Source organism: Ruegeria sp. CDSA079 (assembly GCF_059612245.1).
The window spans coordinates 1-23,018 of the sequence record NZ_JBXWQF010000016.1 but is presented as its reverse complement, the minus strand read 5'-3'; the positions used below and the strand labels follow the sequence as shown (position 1 = coordinate 23,018).

At 57.5% G+C, this 23,018-nt stretch carries 21 protein-coding genes and 1 tRNA gene; 15 read left to right on the top strand and 7 right to left on the bottom strand.

The window, feature by feature from the left end:
* Window positions 1-135: 135 nt before the first annotated feature.
* Both AC2FJZ_RS15860 and AC2FJZ_RS15855 read left to right on the top strand, forming a co-directional pair.
* On the top strand, window positions 136-909 hold the full coding sequence (locus tag AC2FJZ_RS15860) for a 3-hydroxybutyrate dehydrogenase (protein ID WP_050602308.1): 774 nt from the start codon (window positions 136-138) through the stop codon (window positions 907-909).
* A gap of 64 nt (window positions 910-973) precedes the next feature.
* Complete coding sequence (locus tag AC2FJZ_RS15855; RefSeq protein WP_496778835.1) at window positions 974-1,999, top strand: patatin-like phospholipase family protein; 1,026 nt, start codon at window positions 974-976, stop codon at window positions 1,997-1,999.
* Here AC2FJZ_RS15855 and AC2FJZ_RS15850 read toward each other — a convergent pair whose 3' ends face one another.
* From AC2FJZ_RS15850 to AC2FJZ_RS15840, 3 genes are all read right to left on the bottom strand, one after another.
* The gene (locus AC2FJZ_RS15850) at window positions 2,000-2,677 is read right to left on the bottom strand and encodes a DUF502 domain-containing protein (RefSeq protein ID WP_050602310.1); all 678 of its coding nucleotides are present in this window, start codon (window positions 2,675-2,677) and stop codon (window positions 2,000-2,002) included. It abuts the gene before it with no gap.
* Window positions 2,678-2,755: 78 nt separating this feature from the next.
* Window positions 2,756-3,667, bottom strand: coding sequence for a pseudouridine-5'-phosphate glycosidase (locus tag AC2FJZ_RS15845; protein WP_496778834.1), 912 nt, complete (start codon window positions 3,665-3,667; stop codon window positions 2,756-2,758).
* Window positions 3,664-4,557, bottom strand: coding sequence for a PfkB family carbohydrate kinase (locus AC2FJZ_RS15840; protein ID WP_496778833.1), 894 nt, complete (start codon window positions 4,555-4,557; stop codon window positions 3,664-3,666). The genes AC2FJZ_RS15845 and AC2FJZ_RS15840 overlap by 4 nt, the downstream gene beginning before the upstream one ends.
* A 169-nt stretch (window positions 4,558-4,726) precedes the next feature.
* Here AC2FJZ_RS15840 and AC2FJZ_RS15835 point away from each other — a divergent pair, with 169 nt between their 5' ends.
* Complete coding sequence (locus tag AC2FJZ_RS15835) at window positions 4,727-5,869, top strand: HupE/UreJ family protein (RefSeq protein WP_496778831.1); 1,143 nt, start codon at window positions 4,727-4,729, stop codon at window positions 5,867-5,869.
* A 7-nt stretch (window positions 5,870-5,876) separates the two neighbouring features.
* Here AC2FJZ_RS15835 and AC2FJZ_RS15830 read toward each other — a convergent pair whose 3' ends face one another.
* Window positions 5,877-6,497: a thiamine phosphate synthase gene (locus AC2FJZ_RS15830; protein WP_496778829.1), complete on the bottom strand. Its 621-nt coding sequence runs from the start codon at window positions 6,495-6,497 to the stop codon at window positions 5,877-5,879.
* Window positions 6,498-6,660: 163 nt separating this feature from the next.
* Between AC2FJZ_RS15830 and AC2FJZ_RS15825 the strand changes: the two genes are divergently transcribed.
* From AC2FJZ_RS15825 to AC2FJZ_RS15800, 6 genes are all read left to right on the top strand, one after another.
* Entirely contained in the window at window positions 6,661-7,404 is a 744-nt protein-coding gene (locus AC2FJZ_RS15825; protein WP_496778827.1) for an RNA methyltransferase, read from the top strand.
* A gap of 59 nt (window positions 7,405-7,463) precedes the next feature.
* On the top strand, window positions 7,464-8,609 hold the full coding sequence (ctaA, locus tag AC2FJZ_RS15820) for a heme A synthase (RefSeq protein ID WP_496778825.1): 1,146 nt from the start codon (window positions 7,464-7,466) through the stop codon (window positions 8,607-8,609).
* A 4-nt stretch (window positions 8,610-8,613) separates the two neighbouring features.
* Entirely contained in the window at window positions 8,614-10,083 is a 1,470-nt protein-coding gene (locus AC2FJZ_RS15815) for a carboxypeptidase M32 (protein WP_496778823.1), read from the top strand.
* Between the two features lie 29 nt (window positions 10,084-10,112).
* The gene (locus AC2FJZ_RS15810) at window positions 10,113-10,691 is read left to right on the top strand and encodes a dienelactone hydrolase family protein (RefSeq protein ID WP_496778821.1); all 579 of its coding nucleotides are present in this window, start codon (window positions 10,113-10,115) and stop codon (window positions 10,689-10,691) included.
* A 123-nt stretch (window positions 10,692-10,814) separates the two neighbouring features.
* Window positions 10,815-10,979, top strand: a complete 165-nt coding sequence (locus tag AC2FJZ_RS15805) for a hypothetical protein (protein ID WP_496669707.1) — start codon at window positions 10,815-10,817, stop codon at window positions 10,977-10,979.
* Between the two features lie 504 nt (window positions 10,980-11,483).
* Complete coding sequence (locus tag AC2FJZ_RS15800; protein WP_496669709.1) at window positions 11,484-12,179, top strand: THxN family PEP-CTERM protein; 696 nt, start codon at window positions 11,484-11,486, stop codon at window positions 12,177-12,179.
* Between the two features lie 104 nt (window positions 12,180-12,283).
* Here the strand turns inward: AC2FJZ_RS15800 and gyrA are convergent, their stop codons facing one another.
* Window positions 12,284-15,007 (bottom strand): DNA gyrase subunit A, encoded by a 2,724-nt coding sequence (gene gyrA, locus AC2FJZ_RS15795; RefSeq protein WP_496669711.1) that lies wholly within the window; start codon window positions 15,005-15,007, stop codon window positions 12,284-12,286.
* A gap of 193 nt (window positions 15,008-15,200) precedes the next feature.
* Here gyrA and AC2FJZ_RS15790 point away from each other — a divergent pair, with 193 nt between their 5' ends.
* Window positions 15,201-15,470: an usg protein gene (locus tag AC2FJZ_RS15790; protein ID WP_050602320.1), complete on the top strand. Its 270-nt coding sequence runs from the start codon at window positions 15,201-15,203 to the stop codon at window positions 15,468-15,470.
* Between the two features lie 101 nt (window positions 15,471-15,571).
* Entirely contained in the window at window positions 15,572-16,267 is a 696-nt protein-coding gene (locus AC2FJZ_RS15785; protein WP_496778819.1) for a lipid-binding SYLF domain-containing protein, read from the top strand.
* On the opposite strand, the gene AC2FJZ_RS15780 is transcribed toward AC2FJZ_RS15785, so the two are convergent.
* Window positions 16,268-17,221 carry a radical SAM protein gene (locus tag AC2FJZ_RS15780; RefSeq protein ID WP_496778817.1) on the bottom strand — a complete coding sequence of 318 codons (954 nt, stop codon included), beginning with the start codon at window positions 17,219-17,221 and terminating at the stop codon, window positions 16,268-16,270.
* 163 nt (window positions 17,222-17,384) lie between these two features.
* Between AC2FJZ_RS15780 and zwf the strand changes: the two genes are divergently transcribed.
* From zwf to AC2FJZ_RS15760, 4 genes are all read left to right on the top strand, one after another.
* Window positions 17,385-18,839 (top strand): glucose-6-phosphate dehydrogenase, encoded by a 1,455-nt coding sequence (zwf, locus tag AC2FJZ_RS15775; RefSeq protein WP_050602322.1) that lies wholly within the window; start codon window positions 17,385-17,387, stop codon window positions 18,837-18,839.
* On the top strand, window positions 18,836-19,507 hold the full coding sequence (gene pgl, locus AC2FJZ_RS15770) for a 6-phosphogluconolactonase (RefSeq protein WP_496778815.1): 672 nt from the start codon (window positions 18,836-18,838) through the stop codon (window positions 19,505-19,507). The genes zwf and pgl overlap by 4 nt, the downstream gene beginning before the upstream one ends.
* A 4-nt stretch (window positions 19,508-19,511) precedes the next feature.
* A complete protein-coding gene (gene pgi / locus AC2FJZ_RS15765) occupies window positions 19,512-21,116 on the top strand; it encodes a glucose-6-phosphate isomerase (protein WP_496778813.1) in 1,605 nt (534 codons plus the stop codon).
* Window positions 21,117-21,302: 186 nt separating this feature from the next.
* Window positions 21,303-22,922, top strand: a complete 1,620-nt coding sequence (locus tag AC2FJZ_RS15760; RefSeq protein ID WP_496778811.1) for a long-chain-fatty-acid--CoA ligase — start codon at window positions 21,303-21,305, stop codon at window positions 22,920-22,922.
* 19 nt (window positions 22,923-22,941) lie between these two features.
* On the opposite strand, the gene AC2FJZ_RS15755 is transcribed toward AC2FJZ_RS15760, so the two are convergent.
* Window positions 22,942-23,016: transfer RNA gene (locus AC2FJZ_RS15755), tRNA-Asn, on the bottom strand.
* Window positions 23,017-23,018: the final 2 nt, after the last annotated feature.

The following is a 23,018-nucleotide window of genomic DNA, read 5'->3' as shown; positions in this document are numbered from 1 at the left end:
CCGCTTCGTGCGGGCGTTTTTTTTTGGCAGATCGGGATGTCTCAGCCCGGGATTTCAATTCCATATGTTTCCCCGTTTTCTTTGCAGGTGCAGCATGGCATGGTGCGCCAGGACATCGCATCAGGGAGATCGGTCATGAGCATTTCCGGCAAAACGGCAATCATTACAGGATCAAATTCAGGTATCGGTCTGGGGGTCGCGCGCGAGTTGGCCAAGGCAGGGGCCAACGTGGTTCTGAATTCATTCACCGACCGGGATGAAGATCATGCGCTGGCCGCAGAGATTTCAAAAGAGACCGGAACCAATGCGCGCTATATCAAGGCGGACATGTCCAAAGGCGATGAATGCCGTGCGCTGATCGAACAGGCGGGGGCCTGTGATATTCTGGTGAACAACGCGGGTATTCAACATGTCTCTCCGATCGATCAGTTCCCGACCGAGAAATGGGACGCGATTATTGCGATCAATATGAACTCGGCCTTTCACACCACAGCTGCAGCGCTGCCGATGATGCGCAAGGCGGGGTGGGGCCGGATCGTCAATATTGCTTCGGCCCACGGTCTGACGGCTTCGCCTTACAAAGCGGCTTATGTCGCGGCCAAACACGGTGTGGTCGGCATGACCAAGACCGTCGCGCTGGAAACCGCGCAGGAGCCGATCACCTGCAACGCAATCTGTCCGGGTTATGTTCTGACGCCTCTGGTCGAGGCGCAGATCCCTGATACGATGAAAGAATACAACATGAGCCGCGAAGATGTTGTGAAGAATATTCTGCTGGAGCGGCAGCCCTCGAAGGAATTTGCCACTGTCGAGCAGTTGGGTGGCACGGCCATCTTTCTGTGCTCGGACGCGGCGGCGCAGATTACCGGGACCACGATTTCGGTCGATGGTGGCTGGACCGCGCTTTGAGGATCTATGGGGGCGCTGCCCTCATACCCCCGGAGTATTTGGGAAAAGATGAAGGGGCCGGGACATGAAGCGGATCAATCTCGCTTTGCAAGGGGGTGGGGCGCATGGCGCCTTCACTTGGGGCGTGCTCGACCGGCTGCTGGATGAAGAAGACATCGAAGTTGCGGCCATTACCGGTACGTCGGCGGGGGCGCTGAACGGGGCGGCGTTCAAGTCGGGTATGGTTCATGCCGGGCGCGATGGGGCACGAGCAAGTCTGGATAGGTTGTGGGCGCGCATGGGCGCGATCGGCGATATGCGCATGACCGACTGGTTCCGAGGGGTGGAACCGGCGGCGATTTCAAGGGCAATGGAGTATTCGTTGCCGTATTCCATAGGCGAGGCGTGGTCGCGGATGGTGTCGCCTTACGCCTATGGTCCGTTCTACAGCAATCCATTGGAGTCGGTTGTGGATCGGTTCAACTTTGCCGAAGTCTGTGCCGATGAAGGTCCGCGCCTGTTTGTTTGTGCCACCTGCGTACGGAGCGGTAAAATCCGCGTTTTTACCGGCGACGAGATTTCGACCAACGCCATTCTGGCCTCGGCCTGCCTGCCGACCCTGTTCAAGGCGGTTGAGATTTACGACCCCAAAACCGAGCGGACCGAAGCCTATTGGGATGGGGGCTATACCGGAAATCCGGCGCTGTATCCTTTGTTCGATAGCGATCTGCCAGATGACGTAGTGATCGTGAATATCAACCCGCTGGAACGCGACGAAGTTCCCGTTACACCACAGCAGATCCAGAACCGGATCAATGAGATCAGCTTCAACTCATCCCTGTTTCGCGAGCTGAGGGCGATCAATTTTGTTCAAAGGCTGTTGCAAGACGGCAAGCTGAAACCCGGAGAAATGACCCGCGTTCTGGTCCACATGATTGCGGACAACGAACTGATGAACAGCTTGTCCGTTGCAACCAAGACAGTGCCCAACCCGGTCATCCTGCACAAGCTGAAAGAGGCCGGGCGCGAGGCGGTGAATGGATTTCTTGCCAATCACAAAGGTGATCTGGGGCAGAACAGTACAGTTGATCTGCCCGCGATGTTTGGCTGATCACTCGGGTGGCTGGGTCGGGTCTTTTTCGTTGGGATAAACCAAGCCGGCCGAAATCACCAGTTTCGCGGCATCCTCGATGCTCATATCCAGCAGGATCACGTCTTCGGCGGGGAAGAACAGCAGAAATCCTGAGGTGGGGTTAGGCGTTGTGGGTACGAATATGCTGAGCAATTCGCCCCCGGTTTCGGCGCGTTCGCTGACCTCTCCACGTGCGCTTGTCGAAACAAAACCAATGGCCCAGATGCCTCGGCGCGGGTACTGGATCAGGCAGGCTTTTTCAAAGGACCGTTCGGTTTGGGCAAAGACCGTTTCCGAAATCTGCTTGATCCCGGAATAGACCGACCGCACGACGGGCATGCGATCGACCAGGCTTTCGGCGAAATGGATCAGAGATCGGCCCAGAATACCCTTTGCGATCCAGCCCACGAGCACCGTGAAGATCAGGAAGATCACCACACCCACGCCGCGCAGGTTGATGCCAACATATTGTTCCGGCTGGATTTGTTGCGGAATCAGCGGCAGAACGGCGCTGTCGATCCAGCCGACCACCGACCAGATCAGCCAGACCGTCAACCAGACAGGTGCAATAACGACGATGCCCGTCAGAAAGGATGCGCGCAGCCGTGACAGCAGGCCGGGGCGGCGATGAGGCTCTTCGTCGAAAGGTGTGTTCATTACAAGTCCGAGTGCCAGTTCCGAATGGTTTCCGTGGTTTAGGTAGTCAATCCCTCGCTTTGGTACAATAGGGCTGCGTCAGCCCTGCTGTACCAGCGACTGCGCGATTTTCGCGGCCAGTCGCGCATTGTTGCGCACCAAGGCGATATTGGCGACCAACGAGCGGCCTTCGGTTTTTTCGAAGATGCGCTGTAGCAGGTATGGCGTCACGGCCTTGCCGGTAATGCGGTGGGCATCTGCGTCGGACTGAGCCTCGGCAATGATGGGGGCCAGTTCTTCGGCCGGAATCTGATCGGCGGCGGGAATCGGGTTGGCAACCAGTTGACCTCCGGGCAGACCCAGCGTGCGACGGGTGGAATGGGCTTTGGCGATGGCTTCGGCGCTGTCCATGCGCAGAGGTGCGGCAAAAGGAGATTTTGCGGACCAGAAAGCCGGGAATTCGTCCTGACCGTAAGCAATGACCGGCACACCGAGTGTTTCCAGAACCTCGAGTGTCTTTGCCAGATCAAGGATGGCTTTGGCCCCGGCGGCAACAACCGTGACCGGCGTATGGCCCAGTTCGTGCAGGTCGGCTGAGATGTCGAACGTTGTCTCAGCCCCTTGATGCACGCCACCGATGCCGCCAGTGGCGAAAACCTCGATTCCGGCGTAATGTGCGGCAATCATGGTGGCGGCGACGGTAGTGGCACCGGTGCCCCCGGTCGAGATACAGGCCGCCATGTCCGCACGCGAGATCTTGGCGACACCCTGCGCCTGACCCAGCCACTGCAGTTGCTCGGTCTCAAGCCCGACATGCAGTTTGCCTTCGATCACGGCCATGGTTGCCGGAACCGCACCCGCATCGCGGATGTCCTGTTCGACCTGAGCCGCAACTTCGACGTTTTGCGGGTAGGGCATTCCGTGGGTGATGATGGTGCTTTCCAGCGCAACGATGGGCTGGCCTGCGTCTTTGGCGGCGCGGACCTCGGCAGAATATTGGATGTTGATCACAGTGGGGTTTCTCCGGAAACGTAGGTTGCGGCGGCGTGCAGTGCGCGGGTCAGGGCCTCATCGCTTGATGCGCCACCGGATTCTGAGGCGATGTGGGCCGCCATGAATGTATCCCCGGCACCGGTCACGCGGGTAACCAGAACCGAGGGGGGTGTTTGGGTCAGGATTTCATCGGCATCGCCGACAGTGGCCGAGCTACCGCCATCAGTGACCAGCACGCGCAGCGCACCGCGATCCAGCAGGCCCTTGGCGGCAGTCTCAGAGTCGGTGAATTCACGCTGACACAGGATGCCAGCTTCTTCGAGGTTTACATAAAGCGTGGCGCGGGCGTGCTTCAGAAAGGGCAACAGCCGTTCTGCTTTGCCGGGCGAGGCAGGGGCCACGCGCAGGTCGGCACGGGCAAAAGCAGGGCTTTGGGCAATTTCTTCCAGCAGGTCCAGCGTCAGGTTGCCGTCCAGTGCGATGGGGCCTTCAAAAGGCGTGTTCTCATCGCCCAATGGTCCGTGAATCAAAGGGCGCAGGATCTTTGCGCCTGCGGCTTCCAGCGAATGCGCATCTGCAATGGCTGCAATTAATCCGTTTGCACCTTCGACGGCCATATAGCGGTCGGTTGGCAAATCCTGAGAGCGATAGATGTGATCCGTGATCATGCCCAGACGCGAACAGGAATGGACAAGCTCCTCACCCTCGGGGTCGCGTCCGATGGCGGTCAGCAGGGTAGGGGTCATACCAAAGCGTACCAGAGTCATGGCGATGTTCATCGCAACGCCGCCAGGCAAGCGGGTGATCCGCCCCGGTACGTCCGAACCTTGCCGCATGGCGCTGGCCGATCGTCCGATTACGTCCCATAGGACCGAACCGATACACAGGATATTGCTGTTCTGAGTCATAGAGATGTCATGCCGCAGCGGTGATGCCCGTGCAAGTCAGAACGTTACCGCCACCAGATATTCCCGAACTGCCGGGCATTTGCACCTTTTGAACTTGCGATCTGAGGTGAGCGCGGGGACTATTGAGCACAATGATTGTTGATTTGGTTCTTTTGCCGGAGCGTTTCGTATGAATGGCCATGTATTCCATGCCATCCTTCGTGTCTGTATCTTCTTTGTTCTGAGTTGTTTCTTCGTTGCATTCGTTTCTTCGGGCCCGGCCAGGGCGCAGCCCAGCCCACCCACCGTGATTGATTTCTGGATTGCCGAGGAAAACCTGTTTCTAAAGGTTAGTTTGAATGCCGAAGCGCTTTTGCTCGGGTTTGATCCGGCACGGCACGAGGCGCTTTCTGGTGATCCGCAGTATCTGTCTTTGCGGCGTATGGCATCGTCAGAGTTGGAACCACAAATCATAGAGTTTATGAAAACTTGGGTACAGGACGTCGTTGTGGAGGTGCCCGGGCGTGTGGCACTGACTTTGGAAAGTATAAGCATCCCTGAAGGCGGCGATGAGGAAACTGCGCGTGTTACCAACCTCTTACTGGCGGCACCTCTTTCGGATCAAGCCTCAAACCTGCAATTGCGCTGGCCGATTGACGGCGGGCCTATCGTGCTGCGGCAACAGGGTGTGACGGCCCCATATACCGGTTACCTGACGGCCGGTGAAACCAGCCCGCTCATACCATTGCGGGGCGGGGCGTCCCTGACTCCGCAACAGACGTTACAGACGTATTTTGCGCTGGGTATCAATCATTTTACACACGCGCCTTTCACGCCCATTCTGCTTGCCCTCAGCCTTGTGTTTCTGTCCCTATCCTTGCGGTCCGTCACGGTGCAGGTGCTGTTTCTGTCAGCTGGCGTGTTCCTCGGGCTTGGTTTGGCTGTCTACGACGTGCTGAACCCGATCATCCATGTTCAAGCCCAAGTGCCGATAGCGTTCATCATTATTCTGGCACTGTGGAACCTGGTGGTACGCCGGTTGCAGGTCGCGCGGCTCTTGACGGTTTTTGCAGGGGGAACAGTGTTTGGATTTGGGTTGGCGGTAGCACTGAGGATCATCGGCGTGCCGCCGGACCATCAGCTTCCGGCCATTTTGGGTTTCGGGGCCGGGGTTGTTGTGCCGTTTGTTCTGACGGCATCAGCTGCGTTTGGTTTGACCCTGTTACTTGCGGGTGAGTCGCATAGAACTCGCAGTCGGATTTCCGCTCTGGCCTCGATCCTGATTGCGGGGCTCGGGGTGTATTGGTTGGCCGAGCCCTGGATGCTGGGGTGATGCTGGGTTAAGGCATCGCCGCCAGCAGCGTGTTCAACGTGCCCAGCGGATCGTCGCTGCCCCAGATTTCGTCACCAATGCCGAAGAAATCAGTGCAGGGCGCCAGATCGCGGATCAACTCGGGTGTCAAACTACCTTCGGCCACGACAGGAACCTCGATCACCTCTGACCACCACTGGAACAGATCCTTTTCGGCGCGGGTTCCGTCCCCCAGCGTAGCGGTACCTACCGGGCCGAAGGCTACGTAGTCCGCGCCGCTTTCGCCCGCAGTCATTCCGTCATGGATGGACGCGTCACAGAAACTGCCGACGATCGCATCCGCGCCCAATTCCTTGCGTGCGAAGCGGACCGAGCGTGAACCGTCGTCCAGATGCACTCCGTCCAGACCCAGACGTTGTGCCAGCAGCACATGATTTGAAATCACGATGGCCACGTCGCGAGCATGGGCCACTTCGCGGCAGGCATCTGCTGCGCGGGCAATGGTGTCTTCGTCGCTGCCAGCCAGTGCCAGGCGGATGCAGGCAACCTCGGCCCCGTCAAGCACGCTCGCCAGCTTGTTCGTGAACGTGCTCAGTTTAATGGTCGGGGGCGTAATCAGATAAATCTGCGGCTGCTCGGGGGTATCCATAGTCGCGTCCTTCGGCTTTTGGTCTTTGGCGCGGTTTAGCGGATTGCGGCGGGGAAGCAAACTTTTATGCCTGCTGAGCGGGTATTTGGAAACAGAAGAAGAGGATCGGGTTGCCCTGTTAACGCTGTCGGATTAGAGCGGGCGGAACTTTTCGGAGACAGCCATGCCCAGCGATACATCTCAGCCCTCCTTCGTGCTCGTGCGCCCGCAGATGGGTGAAAACATCGGCGCCGCCGCGCGCGCGATGTGGAATTTCGGTCTGGACCGAATGCGGATCGTAGCCCCGCGTGATGGTTGGCCAAACCCCAAGGCTGTGGCCATGTCCAGCGGTGCAGGGCGGTTGCTGGACGAGGCGCAGCTGTTTGACGATTTGGCTGGTTCGCTGGCCGACAGCACTTTTATCTTTGCAACCACGGCCCGACAGCGGGGTCTGACCAAACCCGTCTACAGCCCTGAGCAAGCAATGAAGATTGCCGCGGAAAAGATCGCAGCAGGCGAGAAGGTCGCCGTGCTGTTCGGCCCGGAACGTGCGGGTCTTGAAAATGAGGATATCGCCAAGGCGAACGCGATCATCTCGGTCCCGGTGAATCCGGAATACGCGTCGCTAAACCTTGGTCAATGCGTGTTGCTGACCGCATATGAGTGGATGCGCCAGACCGGAGACGTGGTGCATGAGACCACCGATCTGGGGAAGGGCGATTGGGCCACAGGGATCGAAGTTGAAAAGCTGGTCGAGCATTACGAAGATCGTTTGGAGGAAGCCGGGTTCTTCTATCCCCCCGAAAAGGCGGAAGGAATGAAGGTGAACCTGCGCAACCTGTGGTCGCGGATGCGGATGACGCGGGCCGATGTGCAGATGCTGCACGGGATCATGCGGCAGATGGTCCGCTGGAAAGACAAAAGCTGAGGCTGGACCTATCTTCCGTCAAGCCCTAGCTTGCGACGAAATCAGGACATGAGGACAGCATGAGCGGTAAGCGCAGCATCTTCGAAGAGGTCTCGGAAACCGAAAAACAACAGGCGGTTCAGCCCGGTATGATCGACCGGGGGCGGGGCGGGGCGCGCAAGGCGATCCGCGCCTGGCTGATGATCCTGTTCGCTCTGGTTGTGGTGATGATTGCCGTCGGTGGGTTGACCAGGCTGACTGACAGCGGTCTTTCGATCACCGAATGGCGCCCGGTCACCGGTGCCATCCCGCCGATGACTGAGGCGGATTGGCAAGCCGAGTTCGACAAGTACAAGCAGATTGACCAGTGGCGTATCCAGAACCAGTGGATGGAACTGAGTGACTTTAAAACCATCTACTGGTGGGAATGGGGCCATCGTCAACTGGGCCGCGTGATCGGTCTTGTCTGGGCAATCGGCTTCTTCGGTTTCCTTGTGGCGCGCAAGATCCCGACGGGCTGGACCGGTAAACTGTTGATTCCGGGCCTTCTGGGCGGTGTACAGGGCGCGGTCGGTTGGTGGATGGTCGCCTCGGGCGTGACACAGGGCGAGGGCATGACCGCGGTCGCCAGCTATCGTCTGGCCACGCATCTGGGTCTGGCTTTCGTGATCCTGGGCTTTTTGGCCTGGTACATCTTTGAACTTGGTCGCGAAGAGCGTGACCTGATGCAGGCCCGTCGTGCCAAAGAGGCAAAACTGTTCTCGCTGTCTACCGGCCTGATGCATTTCGCCTTTTTACAAATACTCATTGGCGCATTGGTCGCAGGAATTGACGCCGGGCGGTCTTATACCGATTGGCCCTTGATCGGCGGGCAGGTGTTGCCGCCGGATGCGACCGCTTTGGAACCGATGTGGCGAAACTTCTTTGAAAGCCCGGGGTTGGTACAGTTCATTCACCGCTGTGCGGGGTATCTGCTGTTCATCTTTGCCTTCATTGTCTGGCGTCGTGGCGGATCCAGCGCTCATCCGCAGACACGCTTTGCCTTCAATGCCGCCTTTGCCGGGCTGGCGTTTCAGGTTGTCGTCGGCATCGTGACCGTGGTCTACGGTGCACCCTGGCAGATCGCTATTTTCCACCAATTTATGGCCGTTGTCGTCTGGACCCTGATCCTGCGCGCTCGGTTTCTGACAGCTTATCCCATCGCAACATCCCTGCGCGGAGTATGATTCAATGACCGCATTCAATGAGCTTATGGCCTTTCAGCGTGAAACTTCGGCTTTGGGCCAGATTGCCGGGCGGCTCGGCTGGGATCAGGAAACCGTCATGCCGCGTGGGTCGGCCCCGCAACGCGCCGAAGAAATGGCGGCTATCGAGGCGGTGCTGCACGCGCGCCGATCCGATCCCCGTGTGGCAGAATGGCTAGAGCAAGCCGCGCCGCAGGACGAAGTGGGCAAGGCGCAGCTGCGTGAAATCCGCCGCGCCTATGAGCGTGCGGTGAAAGTGCCCGCCGATCTGGCAACCGCGATCGCCCGCGTTACATCCGCCGCGCAGGGAACCTGGGCGCAGGCGCGGGCGGATGAGGACGTCTCGGCCTTTCTGCCGGTGCTTGAAGAGGTCGTGTCACTCAAACGGCAAGAGGGCGAAGCGCTGGCGCAGGGCGGTGACATTTATGACGCCATGGTCGAGGACTATGAGCCCTATACAACCGGCGCGCAGATCGCGGCCATTTTTGATGAGATGCGCCCACGTCTGGTGGCCTTGCGCTCCGCGGTACTGGACCGCCCGGAACCGACGGCCCTGAGTGGCAGCTTTGATGAGCCGGCTCAGATGCGCTTATCGCAAAAGCTGGCGACGACCTTTGGGTATGATCTGAACAACGGCCGTGTGGACAAGGCGGTGCATCCGTTCAGTTCGGGCAGCGGGCTGGATGTACGCATCACCACGCGAACCAGTGAAACGGACCCGTTCAACTGTTTCTATTCCACAATACACGAAGTCGGCCACGCCGCGTATGAACAAGGTATCGACAAAGCCTATTTGCTGACCCCGCTGGGGAGCGGCGTGTCGATGGGCGTACATGAAAGCCAAAGCCGGATCTATGAAAACCAACTGGGCCGTTCGTGCGCCTTTACCGGTTGGCTGTTTGGACAGATGACAGAGACTTTTGGCGATTTCGGCATCGCCGGCGTTGATGCATTTTACGCCACGGTCAACCGGGTTCATAACGGCTATATCCGCACCGAGGCGGATGAGGTGCAATATAACCTGCACATCATGTTGCGCTTTGATCTGGAACGCGCGTTGATGGCCGGAGACCTGCAAGTGAGCGACCTTGAGGCCGCCTGGAATGACAGGTTCAAGGCAGATTTCGGCTATGCGGTCGACAAACCTTCGAACGGCTGTTTGCAGGACGTGCATTGGTCGGTTGGGTTGTTCGGATATTTCCCGACTTATTCGCTGGGCAACGTGTATGCCGGATGCCTGTATCAGGCCCTGCGTGCAGCGGTGCCGGGGCTGGATGCCCAACTTGCTGACGGCGATACTTCGGGTGCAACAGGCTGGTTGCGGGACCAAGTTCAACAACATGGCGGGCTTTACGCACCACGCGACATCATCGCGCGAGCCAGCGGCGTTGAGCCGGGGCCGGAGCCATTGCTTGCATATTTGGAAGAGAAGTTCGGGACGTTGTACGGGGTGTGAGATTGAACCGACGGAGGTGGGTGCTGAGATTGGCCACAAGCGCAATCGCCTTGGCGGCCATTTTGTTGCTCTTACCCGTTGCTGGTCTGAACAGCCGGGTCAGGGCGTTGTCTCAGTCATTCGAATGCGGTGGCATTGGTGCCGAATGCGAAGTTCTGGGGCGCAAATACAGCGCCCTTATCCCAAAAGGACAGGGTCCGTTTCCTGCCGTTCTGTTTTTTCACAGATCAAGTGGCTCGGGTCAGGCAGTCACCCAGAGCACCTATCTGGTGCAACCCATTCTCGAACGCGGATACGCGATTGTTGCCCCAAACGCTTTGGAGATTTCCTACAGAAATGGACCAGGTACAGGGTGGGTCTGGGACACATCTCACTCAGAATGGAATGACTACTCATTCAGCGCTAAAGTTGCAGAAGACGCGATTACACGTTTTCCAATTGATCCAGACCGCATCCTTATTGCGGGTCATTCCAGAGGAGGCACGTTTGCCTGGTATCTGGCGTGCTTGAATCTGAATCTGAACGCCTTTGCACCAATCGGCGGCACACCGGTTCGTAACCAAGTCGGACCCTGCGCAGAGACACGAATTGATTTTAATGTGCTTTAAACTCACGGCTACACAGACACGGTAATTCCTTTTGCATGGTCAGGCCCAGAGCCGGGTAGGCCCGGATATCTGGGTGCCGTCGAAGTTATCGACGGCGTTGCAGGCCACTCTGGTTGTACCTCAGTGGACTTTGTCGAGCATGTCGGTTTCGACCAGCGAACATGGAGCGAATGCGACAGGGATGTCTCACTGTCGGTCATCGGATTTGAAGGTGGGCATGGAATCCCGCAAGGCTGGGTCGATGTTGTCCTTGCGTGGTTTGAAAACCTGCCTTCAGTCGACAATTGAACTCCCCGGCGTTTGGTGCCGGCCCTGAACCCAGTTCTTTTTTGCGTTGAGACAGGTTTGTCTTCAGGTTTCGCCTCAGAGCTTTCGCTAAGATGCACTCGTCGACACCAATCCTTGATTTTTGGATCTGGTGAGGACCGATCTGCTTCTAACGCGCGCAGGATCGCCTTGAAGTTGCAGTAACGCAGGAGTGACCGGGCACCTGAGAAGGGCGACATTCCTTTCGCTCAAAACAGAAGTCACAAAACTCTGGAGACGTTTTAGCCGCCCATGCAGGAGAGGCGCGTAAAGCGGTTTTCGGAAAAAGAACTGTTTCCGTAAAGACTTCAATGCCTCACGAAATGGGGACTGTTGAAAAAATGGGGCATCTTAGGTCGAAAAAGTCATGAATTTGGTTGAAAAGCGGCCAAAATGTGGCGATAGAACCAAGAAGGTGTATAGTCACTGAAGCACCCGTAAAAGATGTGCTTTTTGTTAGTGTTTGAATGGTGAAGGGTTGGGTACATGACACTGAAACGAAACGTGGCTGCGATTGCAGTTGCAGGGATACTGGCCGGGAGTGCCGCGTCGGCGTTGACAGTATCAGCTATTTCCCCGTCATGGCAGAACGTAAACCCTACAAACGGCGTTACGGAAAGCAGTTCTGGTTCGACGATCTCACTGCGTTGGGGCGGTGGCAACAACCCAAGTGGCTATGATTTCACTCCATCAGGAACACCGATTCTGAACTTGTCGCCAAACTCGGCTTTTGCGCTAGGGCAGTTCACGCATCTTAACTTTCCGATCCCTGGGGAAACTCTGAGTTCTGTCGATCTTGTCGTCGATATACAGATCGGCGGTGGACCTCTGGTGTCATCGACCTTTGCGCTGACACATAATGAGACTTTGAACCGCCCGCAAAACTGTCCTCAGGATCCTACGCCCTGCGACGATATTGTGACCATTGCCAACACGCTTGGATCTCAGAACTTCACCTTGGGTGGACAAAACTATGTGTTCTCGGTGCTAGGGTTTTCGCAGGATGGAGGTGGCACCATATCCAGTGGCTTCAAGACGGTTGAAGAGTTGCAAAACTATGCAACGCTTTATGGCGAGTACACGGTTGCGCCTGTCCCGTTGCCTGCTGCCGGTTGGTTGCTGCTTGGCGGCATCGGTGGGCTGTTTGCATTTGGCCGCCGTCAAAAGAGCAAGACGGCTTAAGCAAGGTAATTCTTCCGCACCTATCAAAGCGTTGAAAAACCTTCACAAAGAAAAACCCGAGGTCAGCGCACCTCGGGTTTTTCTTTTTTCATGGTTCAAACCGGTTACTCTTCGGTCTCGTCCTCGCCTTGATCAGCGATCCAGGCGACGCTAACAACCACTTCCCCTTTGCCGGTGTTGAAGACACGCACACCGCCCGCGCTGCGGGACCGGAATGAAATCCCCTCGACGGGTACTCGGATCGACTGACCTTTCGACGTGGCCAGCATGATCTGGTCGTCGATCTCAACCGGGAAGGATGCCACAAGCTCACCGCCGCGCATTGCCCTGTCCATGGCTGCCACGCCCATACCGCCGCGTCCACGGACGGGGTAGTCGTGGCTGGAGCTCAGCTTGCCCGCGCCACCGGTGGTGATGGTCAGGATCAGGTTCTCGGCTGCCGACATCTCGGCATAGCGTTCCTGCGTGATGACGCCCGGGACCGCTTCATCTTCATCGGTCTCGCCATCATCCGCGATGCCCGCCACGGCGCGGCGCATTTTGAGGTAGGCGGCACGCTCATCCGGGTCAGCCTCGAAATGGCGGATCACGGACATTGACACAACACGGTCGTCATTGGTCAGTTTGATGCCACGTACACCAGTAGATTCGCGCGAGTTGAAGACGCGTACATCGGTGGTGCGGAAGCGAATTGCGCGGCCCGCGTTGGTGACCAGCATCACGTCTTCATCTTCTGAACAGATGCGCGCATTCACCAGTTCCACGCCTTCGGGCAGTTTCATGGCGATCTTGCCGTTGCGGCGGACATTGGTGAAATCCGACAGACGGTTGCGACGCACGTCGCCGGCGCTGGTGGCAAAGACGATTTGCAGGTTTTCCCATTCTTCATCCGGCACATCCACAGGCATGATCGCCGCGATGGAAACACCGGTTGGGATCGGCAGGATGTTGACGATCGCCTTGCCCTTGCCGGTACGGCTGGACTGCGGCAAGCGCCAGGTCTTGAGCTTGTAGACCATGCCTTCGGTGGTGAAGAACAGCAGTTGCGTGTGCGTGTTCGCCACGAAGAGATTGGTAACAACATCCTCTTCCTTGGTCTGCATCCCCGAAAGACCTTTGCCACCGCGCTTTTGCGCGCGGAAGTCGGCCAGCGGGGTCCGCTTGATGTAACCACCCGAGGTGACGGTCACGACCATGTCTTCACGTTCGATCAGGTCCTCGTCTTCCATGTCGCCGGACCAGTCGACGATTTCGGTGCGACGCGGGACGGCAAATTGCTCGCGGACGCTGCGCAGCTCATCAGCAATGATGCTCATTATGCGTTCGCGCGAGGACAGAATATCAAGGTATTCCTTGATCTTACCTGCCAGTTCTTCCAGCTCGTCGGTGACTTCTTTGACGCCAATTTGGGTCAGACGTTGCAGTCGAAGATCAAGGATCGCGCGGGCCTGAACCTCGGTCAGGTTATAGGTGCCATCGTCGTTCATCTTGGACAGAGGATCGTCGATCAGGCGCAGATAGCTTTCGATCTCGGATGCGGGCCAGCGGCGGGTCATCAGCTTTTCGCGCGCTTCAGCCGCATCTGCCGACGAACGGATCGTCGCGACCACTTCATCGACGTTGGATACCGCCACGGCCAGACCACACAGAATGTGGCTGCGTTCGCGGGCCTTGCGCAGGTCGTATGCGGTGCGTCGCGCGACAACATCCTCGCGGAAGTCGATAAACGAGGTCAGGAACCGGCGCAGTGTCAGCTGCTCGGGACGACCCCCGTTCAGGGCCAGCATGTTGCAGCCGAAAGACGTCTGCATCGGTGAGAAGCGGAAAAGTTGATTCAGAACCACCTCAGGCGTGGCGTCCCGTTTCAGTTCCACCACGACACGCACGCCGTTGCGGTCGGATTCATCCTGCACGTGGCTGACGCCTTCGATGCGTTTCTCGCGCACGGCTTCGGCGATCTTTTCGATCATCGCGGCCTTGTTCACCTGATAGGGAATCTCATCAACCACAATGGCGTAACGGTCTTTACGGATCTCTTCGACGCGGGTCTTAGAGCGGATGATGACGCTGCCGCGCCCCTCAAGATACGCTTTGCGCGCGCCGGACCGTCCCAGCATAACGGCGCCGGTCGGGAAATCGGGACCGGGGACATATTCGATCAGTTGTTCTGACGTCAGGTCCGGGTCGTCGATCAATGCCAGCGTGGCATCGACAACTTCGCCCAGATTGTGCGGCGGGATGTTCGTCGCCATACCCACGGCGATACCACCGGCACCGTTGACGAGCATGTTTGGGAAACGGGCGGGCAGGACGGTCGGTTCCCGGTCCTTGCCATCGTAGTTGTCCTGAAAATCGACTGTTTCTTTTTCGATGTCAGCCAGCAGGGCGCTTGCGGGCTTGTCCATCCGCACTTCGGTGTAACGCATGGCCGCCGGGTTATCGCCATCCATCGAACCAAAGTTGCCCTGACCGTCCAGCAGCGGCAGCGACATCGAGAAATCCTGCGCCATGCGCACCAGCGCGTCATAGATCGCGCTGTCGCCATGCGGGTGGTACTTACCCATCACGTCGCCCACCGGACGGGCCGATTTGCGGTAAGATTTGTCGTGGGTATTTCCGGTTTCGTGCATCGCATACAGAATCCGCCGATGCACCGGCTTCAGACCGTCACGCAAATCTGGGATCGCACGGCTGACGATGACCGACATGGCGTAATCCAGGTAGGACGTACGCATTTCGGATTCGATGGAGACCGTCGGGCCGTCATACACCGGGCGCTCGGGCGGGGTTTCGTCCATGTTTTCAGGAATTTCTGGCGTATCGCTCACGTAAACTGCCCGTTTCTTGTGCTGGGTCTATATCTTGTGGATGCACCTTATCAGACCCAGCACATAAGGTGCAAGCAAGCAGCGCTTTTGGCACGAAAAACCACGGTAACGTGCCGGTAACATATTGTTATCCAAGTATTAGAAAGTTTTCGTGGTACCCTGAGTAGACCTTGCAACAAGATTGGAGGTCTGCATGGCGCAAAGCGAAACGGAAATGATGCTTAAAGGCTATGGTCTGACAACGGCGGAATTCTTCTACCATATGCCCGACTATATCCACGTATTGAACACGTTCATCTGGCAGGAATACGACCTTGCGCCTGACCATCCCAAACTGTTCGAATTCATCGATTTCTGGCAGCGAGAAATCGAAGGGCCGCTGCATTCCGTCAAATTCACCCACCGCAAGATGATCGCCCCGGGTGAGTGGCGCAACATGGTGGGCGAGTTTCGCGTGAACTGAGCAAAGTGCAAAGTCAGTCAAGTATTCGAAAAGCGCGTTCTCAATTGCGACAAGTCGGGTAAGGTGGCATCCGATTGGTCAGTCTTACGCGGAAACATGTCATGCCAAGAGTCCTTTTCCTTACCGCAGCGCTTTGCCTGAGTGGCCCTGCTTTCGCCGAAGGCGTTCTCGACAAAGTAAAGAAAGGTGTCGAAAACACCGCAAATGCGATCGGTCGCGGTGCGGAAAGTGTCGGCGACACAATCGATAAAGGTGCCACAGCAGTCGATCAGACCATCGACTCCACCTCGGAGTTGCTGTCCAACGAGGCCACTCCTGAAGAAACGCGCGCCAAACTGGACGTGATGGCAGGTGACATCCTGGATCAGTTGCTTGCCGAAAACCCCGAAGCAAAATCCCTGTATGATGTGAGCGCAGGCTACGCGGCCTTCGACTCGCGCAAGATTTCGGTGTTTCCGGTATCGGCGGGATATGGGCGCGGTGTGGCCATTTCAAAAGACACCGGGCAGCACACCTATATGAACATGGGCACAGGTGGCGTCGGCGCAGCCATTGGTATTGGTGGCTTTGAGACCAAGTTCGTGATCCTGTTCGAAACCCCGTCAGATTTGGAAAGCTTCATAACCCATGGCTACGACGCAACGGCAGAAACCGGTGCCATGTATGGAGAAGACCAATCGGGCGAAACGGTGCGCTTTACCGATGGACGCTCTTTCTTTGTGCTCAGCAAAAAAGGTTGGCGCGTGTCGGCAGGTGCATCGGGCACCAAGTTTTGGAAATCGCCCGAACTGAACTGATCAGCCAGAGCAGCTTGCACCGCCCAGAACGCAGAATTTGGCGCAATGGGGGTGGTTGAGGTGAACATCCGCCTCGGCTTCGGCCAGGCTATGACCCATCTCAAATTCGGGTTCATAAGGCAGCAGGGTGCAGGCAAGGACAGTAGGGCGATCTGCGCCTTTGCGTTTCACCACCATGCGCGAACTGGCACACATCACCGCATTAGGGGACTTGTCCAGAATTCCCCAGCAGGCCGTGGTAATTTCCGGCACTTCCACGGTCTCGTCCATCTCAGGGAACAATACGGTCTGAGCTGGATTGTTCGGGTCGATGTCAAAGCCATGCCTGGAGAAGAACGCAGCATAGCCAGCGCGGCTTTCCGCATCCGTGTCCCCCCAGACGGACCTGCCTGCGATCGCCATGTTGAAGCCGTGATCGCGCAACCACTTCATCCCGGTGACGGTTTTGTCGAAACTGCCCTTGCCGCGTTCCTCGTCGTGCAGATCAGGGCGGTAATGATCGACAGAGACGCGCAGGGTCAGCTTGTCGTTGTACTTGATTTGTAACTCCAACAACCCTTCGCGCATCTTGTGGCGCATCATCGGGGCCATCGCATTGGTCAGGATCAGGACCTCATACCCACGCTCCAACGCGGCGCGAGTCATCTCGATCATTTCGGGGTTCATAAAGGGTTCGCCGCCGGTAAATCCGATCTCGCGCACGGGCCAGTTGCGCTGCTCGATCTGATCCAGATAATCGCGGACTTCAACTGCGGTCAGATAGACCAAAGCATCATTGGTAGGACTGCTTGCGATATAGCAGTTCACGCATTCGATGTTGCACAGCGTACCCGTATTGAACCACAGCGTATCTGGCTGTGTCAGTGAAACTGTTGCGCGGGTCTGCCCGTCCGCCGTAACCAGTTTGTCTTGAAACTTGCCGATATTGGCGAGTTGAGGGGCGTTGTCTTTCATTACCGCATCCGGTTTTTTGAAGTCGTCGTATTGAACTAGCGTGTTGTTGGAGATTTGGTAAGGGTGACGCAGCGGTTCTGACAGAGTTTTGATGAGCTTTGAGTTTTCAGTTTTGATTGCGCTAACATTGGACATGCCCGAGGGGGCGGGGTAAGGACAGCTTATGGTTTCACGCGTCATCCCTGTTGATCCTTTTGATCTGATCATTTTCGGTGGCACCGGTGATCTGGCGCAGCGCAAAATCCTGCCTGCGCTGTTTCGTCGGTTCTGTGCCGGGCAATGGCATGAGGATGCGCAGATAATCGCAGCCGCCCGGGCGAACCATACTGCGGAAGAGTTTCGTGAGATGGTGGCCGAATCTTTGCGCCAGCACGCGCCGAGGCGAGCGCAGGACAGCCGGGCTCTGACCCGGTTTTTGCTGCGGGTTGACTATGTGCCGCTAGATGCAATGACAGCAGAAGGCTGGGATGTTCTTAGCGAAAAGCTGTCGCCCAACCGCGTTAGGGCGTTCTACTTCTCGGTCGGGCCAAGTTTGTTCGGCCCGTTGGCCGAACGGGTGAGGGCGCATGATCTGGCAACCGACGACACCCGTGTCGTGGTGGAAAAACCGTTCGGGCATGATCTGGACAGTGCACGGGCGCTGAACGCCACGCTGGCCGCGCACTTCGACGAAAGCCAGATTTACCGGATCGACCATTATCTGGGCAAGGAAACCGTGCAGAATCTTATGGCTGTGCGGTTTGGCAACATGCTGTTCGAGCCCCTGTGGAACAGCCAATATGTCGACCACATTCAAATAACGGTTGCAGAAACCGTGGGGATTTCGGGGCGAGAAGAGTATTATGAGCGCGCAGGCGCCATGCGGGACATGGTGCAGAATCACCTGATGCAATTGCTCTGTCTGATCGCGATGGAACCTCCGGCCAAATTTGATCCCGACGCAGTGCGCGACGAGAAACTCAAGGTGATCCGAGCTCTTGACCCGGTTGAGCCCCATCATATTGTGCGGGGCCAGTTCGCGGCAGGGCCAGAAGGAGCTGGCTATCGGGATTGCGTCGGCAATCCACGTTCGACAACCGAAAGCTATGTCGCGTTGAAGGCCCATATCAGCAACTGGCGGTGGGCTGGAACGCCATTCTATCTGCGCACGGGCAAGCGTTTGGTGGCGCGGTCTTCCGTGATCAATGTGATGTTCAAGGACGCGCCGCATTCGATCTTCGGGGAAGAAGCTGGGCGGCACGCCAATGCGTTGTCGATCCGCTTGCAGCCCAACGAAGGGATCACGCTGAAAGTAACGATCAAAGAACCGGGACCGGGCGGGATGCGTCTGGTCGATGTTCCCTTGGACATGAGCTTTGCCGAGGCCTTGGGGCCCGAAAATCAGGATCCGCCGGATGCCTATGAACGGTTGGTGATGGATGTGATCCGGGGCAATCAGACGTTGTTCATGCGCGGGGACGAGGTCGAGGCCGCCTGGGCCTGGACCGACCCGATCATCGCCGGGTGGCTTGCACGTGGCGACGTGCCCAAACCTTATGACAGCGGCAGCACAGGGCCGGGCGACGCCGAGCTGCTGATGAAACGAGACGGTCGCCGTTGGCAAGGAATCAAGCCATGAATATTCTGGAATACGCAGACCGTGAAATGCTTGCTATCGACGTGGCAAATGCCTTGGCGGGCGAGCTTGAAGCCACATTGCTGCATAACGACACCGTTGCGCTGGCGGTTCCCGGTGGGACAACGCCAGGGCCAGTGTTTGACAGCCTCTGCGCCGCTGACCTTGAGTGGGACCGTGTGCGTGTTCTGGCAACAGATGAACGGTGTGTACCTGCCGATCATGAGCGGTCGAACGAGCGTCTGATCCGTGAAAGGCTGCTGACCAACCGGGCCTCTGCCGCGCATTACATCCCGCTCTATGTACCCGGTACGCAACCTGAGGCGGCGTTGCCGGAAATCGAATCCCTGATTGCGCCGGTGTTGCCGTTGTCGGTACTGGTTCTCGGGATGGGCGACGACATGCATACGGCTTCGTTGTTTCCTGGGATGGAAGGGCTGGCCGAGGCGCTGGACAGCAACGCGCCTACACTTACCGTTGCGCGCACCGAGGTGCAGCCAGAGGCGCGCATTTCCCTGACCGCGCCGGTTTTGGACGGCGCTCTGTCGAAACACCTGATCATCCACGGTCAGGCAAAGCGCGACGCGTTGGAAAAAGCCATGTCGCTGCCACCGGAAGACGCACCAATCGCCGCGGTGCTTAACGGTATGACAGTCCATTGGTCGGAGTAAGCTCATGCAACTGGACGCTTTGAAGGCATTGGCAGGTACAGACCGCCGCATTCTGGATCTGTTTGAGGCGGACGCAAACAGAGCCGAGGCTTTTTCGGCTTCGGCCGGGGATGTGCTGTTTGATTATTCCAAAACGCAGATCGGCGAGAATACGCGTTCGGCGCTGATCCAACTGTGCGAAGATGCCAATCTTACGGCGCGGCGCGATGCGATGTTTGCAGGCGAAAAGATCAACGAAACCGAAGAACGCGCGGTGCTGCACACCGCCTTGCGCAACCTTGATGGCGGGCCGGTCGACGTGGACGGTTTGGACGTCATGCCCGAGGTTCTGGACACGTTGCAACGGATGCGGGTCTTTGCCGAAGAAGTCCGCGGCGGCGCGATTGCCGGGGCAGGGGGCAGCTTTACCGATGTGGTCAATATTGGCATCGGGGGATCGGATCTTGGCCCTGTCATGGCCACACATGCGTTGGCCCCGTATCATGATGGGCCGCGCCTGCACTATGTTTCGAACGTGGACGGCGCCCATATCGCCGACACTCTGCGTCAGTTGGACCCGACACGGACATTGGTGATTGTTGCCTCGAAAACCTTCACGACCATTGAGACGATGACCAATGCACGTACGGCGCGCGCTTGGATGTCCGAAGGTGGCGGCGATCCGTCCCGGCAGTTTGCCGCTGTATCGAGCGCGTTGGACAAGACGCAGGCGTTTGGCATTCCCGAGGCGCATGTGTTCGGTTTCGCTGATTGGGTCGGTGGGCGCTATTCGGTCTGGGGGCCGGTTGGCTTGCCGGTCATGATCGCTGTCGGCTCGAACGCGTTTGATGCCTTTCTTCGTGGCGGGCAGGCGATGGATCTGCATTTCCGCTCGGCGGATTGGGTGGACAACATGCCTGTCATGCTGGCCCTGGTTGGCATCTGGCATCGTCAGGTTCTGGGTCATACCAGCCGCGCCGTGCTGCCTTACGATCAGCGGCTGTTGCGGCTGCCTGCCTATTTCCAGCAGTTGGAGATGGAATCGAACGGCAAATCGGTCGCGATGGATGGTTCTTCCCTGACTGTTCCGTCAGGTCCAGTGGTCTGGGGCGAGCCGGGCACAAACGGTCAGCACGCTTTTTACCAACTGATTCATCAGGGCACGGACGTCATTCCTTGCGAATTCATGGTTGCGGCTGAAGGCCACGAACCCGAGTTGACCCATCATCACCGCCTGCTTTTGGCCAATTGTCTGGCGCAATCCGAGGCCCTGATGCGCGGCCGGTCACTGGATGAAGCGCGTGACCGCATGGCGGCAAAGGGGCTGACCGGTGCTGAGCAGGAGCGTCAGGCCATGCATCGGGTTTTCCCCGGCAATCGCCCGTCCACCACTCTGATCTATCCGAAACTCACACCGTTCGTACTGGGGCAGATCATTGCCCTCTACGAGCACCGGGTGTTTGTAGAAGGTGTGCTGTTGGACATCAATTCCTTCGATCAATGGGGGGTGGAACTGGGTAAGGAACTGGCCACTTCGCTTGGCCCCATTGTGGATGGTGCCGAGAGTGCCGACGGCAAGGACGCATCCACCGCTGCATTAGTCGCCTATGCGTTGAAACACCGGGATTAACGCCCCAAAAACGCGGCCTGCCGCACTGGCGGGCAGCATTCTTTTATTGTCAGACAATTAAATGCTTGGCAGGGTTCCATCCTAGGAAACGACTGGATTGACGCAATGGGGCATACCCCTAGCTGTTAATGTCAGATGGATAAGGCAGGGGTCATTTAAGACCCGGCCAATGACGGGAGGATGTCCATGCTGGGACAGATGATGACGCAGCCCCTGCTGATTTCGTCACTGATTGATCATGCAGAAAGCTACCATGGCCAAACCGGGATAATCTCGGTCGAAACAGATGGCACGATTTCTAAGACCAACTGGTCCGAGATTGCGGTTAATGCCCGGCGTCTGGGATCAGCGCTGACCAAACTGGGGTTAGAGCCACAGGACAGGGTCGGAACCCTGGCGTGGAACAACAGGCGGCACCTGGAGGTTTATTATGCGACCTCTGGCGCGGGCTTTGTTTGCCATACGGTCAATCCACGCCTGTTCCCCGAGCAGCTGACATATATCATCAACCACGCTCAGGATCGGGTGCTGTTCTTTGATGCAACTTTCATCCCGTTAGTTGCGGCGCTGCACGAAGCGCTTACCGAAGTTCGACATTTTGTCCTCATGGGCCCGCGCAATGAAGAGGCGGCGTCACAGTTTCCCGGTCTGATGTTTTATGATGATTTGATCGAAACAGGAGATGCGGGGTTCGCATGGCCTGATCTGGATGAAAACACAGCTTCAAGCCTGTGTTATACCTCTGGCACGACGGGCAATCCGAAAGGCGTATTGTATTCCCACAGATCGACCCTGCTGCACAGCTTTGCATCGAACACGAAGGATGTGATCGGCTTTTCCGCGATGGATGTTGTGATGCCCGTCGTACCAATGTTCCACGTTAACGCCTGGGGGTCGCCCTATGCCTGCGCCATGTCGGGTTCGCGGCTGGTCTTGCCGGGGCCAAATTTGCACGGCGAGGCGCTGGTCAACCTGATCGACACATATGGTGTAACCCTAGCCATGGGTGTGCCGACCATTTGGCAAGGTCTGCTGGCCCATGCAGCCAAATGCGGAACTGAGTTGAAAAGCCTGGATCGAACAGTGATCGGGGGCTCGGCCTGTCCGCCTTCGATGATTGAAACCTTCCGCGAAACCTATGGCGTCGACACGGTACACGCCTGGGGCATGAGCGAGATGAGCCCGCTGGGTACGGCAAACTACCCTCTGGCCAAACATCTTGAGCTGCCGCTGGAAGAACAGCACGCGATCCGCCTGAGCCAGGGCAGACCACCCTTTGGGGTCGAGCTGAAAATCGTCGATGATGATGGCAATGACCTGCCGCATGACGGCGAAGCTCAGGGCGATCTGATGGTCCGGGGGTATTGGGTTCTGGACAGCTATTTTATGTTGCAGGATCAGCAGCTTTTGCAGGATGGTTGGTTCGCTACGGGCGATGTCGCCACGTTGGATCCGGATGGCTATATGACTATCCGTGACCGATCCAAGGACATTATAAAATCCGGTGGTGAATGGATCAGTTCGGTCGAGCTTGAAAACATCGCTGTGGCACACCCCAAACTAGCAACCGCGGCTGTGGTAGGCGTACCGCACCCAAAATGGGGCGAAAGACCCTTGCTGGTCGCGGTGAAGGCTGAAGGCGAAGACCCAAGCGAAGGCGAATTGCTGAGGTTTTTCGACGGCAAGATTGCGAAATGGCAAATCCCGGACAAAGTGGTTTTTGTTGATGCGCTGCCGCTGAATGCTACGGGTAAGGTGTTGAAACGCAATCTGCGCGCGGACTTCGAGGATGCCCTGACGGGCTAACGTCGCGGTATGAAGGAAATGGCTCCGGCGGTAGGGATCGAACCTACGACCAATTGATTAACAGTCAACTGCTCTACCGCTGAGCTACGCCGGAAC

Bases quoted from the DNA above. Each gene is read 5' to 3' on its own strand.
- AC2FJZ_RS15860 (WP_050602308.1), top strand. From the start codon at position 136: ATGAGCATTTCCGGCAAAACGGCAATCATTACAGGATCAAATTCAGGT.
- AC2FJZ_RS15855 (WP_496778835.1), top strand. From the start codon at position 974: ATGAAGCGGATCAATCTCGCTTTGCAAGGGGGTGGGGCGCATGGCGCC.
- AC2FJZ_RS15850 (WP_050602310.1), bottom strand. From the start codon at position 2,677: ATGAACACACCTTTCGACGAAGAGCCTCATCGCCGCCCCGGCCTGCTG.
- AC2FJZ_RS15840 (WP_496778833.1), bottom strand. From the start codon at position 4,557: ATGACTCAGAACAGCAATATCCTGTGTATCGGTTCGGTCCTATGGGAC.
- AC2FJZ_RS15835 (WP_496778831.1), top strand. From the start codon at position 4,727: ATGAATGGCCATGTATTCCATGCCATCCTTCGTGTCTGTATCTTCTTT.
- AC2FJZ_RS15830 (WP_496778829.1), bottom strand. From the start codon at position 6,497: ATGGATACCCCCGAGCAGCCGCAGATTTATCTGATTACGCCCCCGACC.
- AC2FJZ_RS15825 (WP_496778827.1), top strand. From the start codon at position 6,661: ATGCCCAGCGATACATCTCAGCCCTCCTTCGTGCTCGTGCGCCCGCAG.
- ctaA (WP_496778825.1), top strand. From the start codon at position 7,464: ATGAGCGGTAAGCGCAGCATCTTCGAAGAGGTCTCGGAAACCGAAAAA.
- AC2FJZ_RS15815 (WP_496778823.1), top strand. From the start codon at position 8,614: ATGACCGCATTCAATGAGCTTATGGCCTTTCAGCGTGAAACTTCGGCT.
- AC2FJZ_RS15800 (WP_496669709.1), top strand. From the start codon at position 11,484: ATGACACTGAAACGAAACGTGGCTGCGATTGCAGTTGCAGGGATACTG.
- AC2FJZ_RS15790 (WP_050602320.1), top strand. From the start codon at position 15,201: ATGGCGCAAAGCGAAACGGAAATGATGCTTAAAGGCTATGGTCTGACA.
- AC2FJZ_RS15785 (WP_496778819.1), top strand. From the start codon at position 15,572: ATGCCAAGAGTCCTTTTCCTTACCGCAGCGCTTTGCCTGAGTGGCCCT.
- AC2FJZ_RS15780 (WP_496778817.1), bottom strand. From the start codon at position 17,221: ATGAAAGACAACGCCCCTCAACTCGCCAATATCGGCAAGTTTCAAGAC.
- zwf (WP_050602322.1), top strand. From the start codon at position 17,385: ATGGTTTCACGCGTCATCCCTGTTGATCCTTTTGATCTGATCATTTTC.
- pgl (WP_496778815.1), top strand. From the start codon at position 18,836: ATGAATATTCTGGAATACGCAGACCGTGAAATGCTTGCTATCGACGTG.
- pgi (WP_496778813.1), top strand. From the start codon at position 19,512: ATGCAACTGGACGCTTTGAAGGCATTGGCAGGTACAGACCGCCGCATT.
- AC2FJZ_RS15760 (WP_496778811.1), top strand. From the start codon at position 21,303: ATGCTGGGACAGATGATGACGCAGCCCCTGCTGATTTCGTCACTGATT.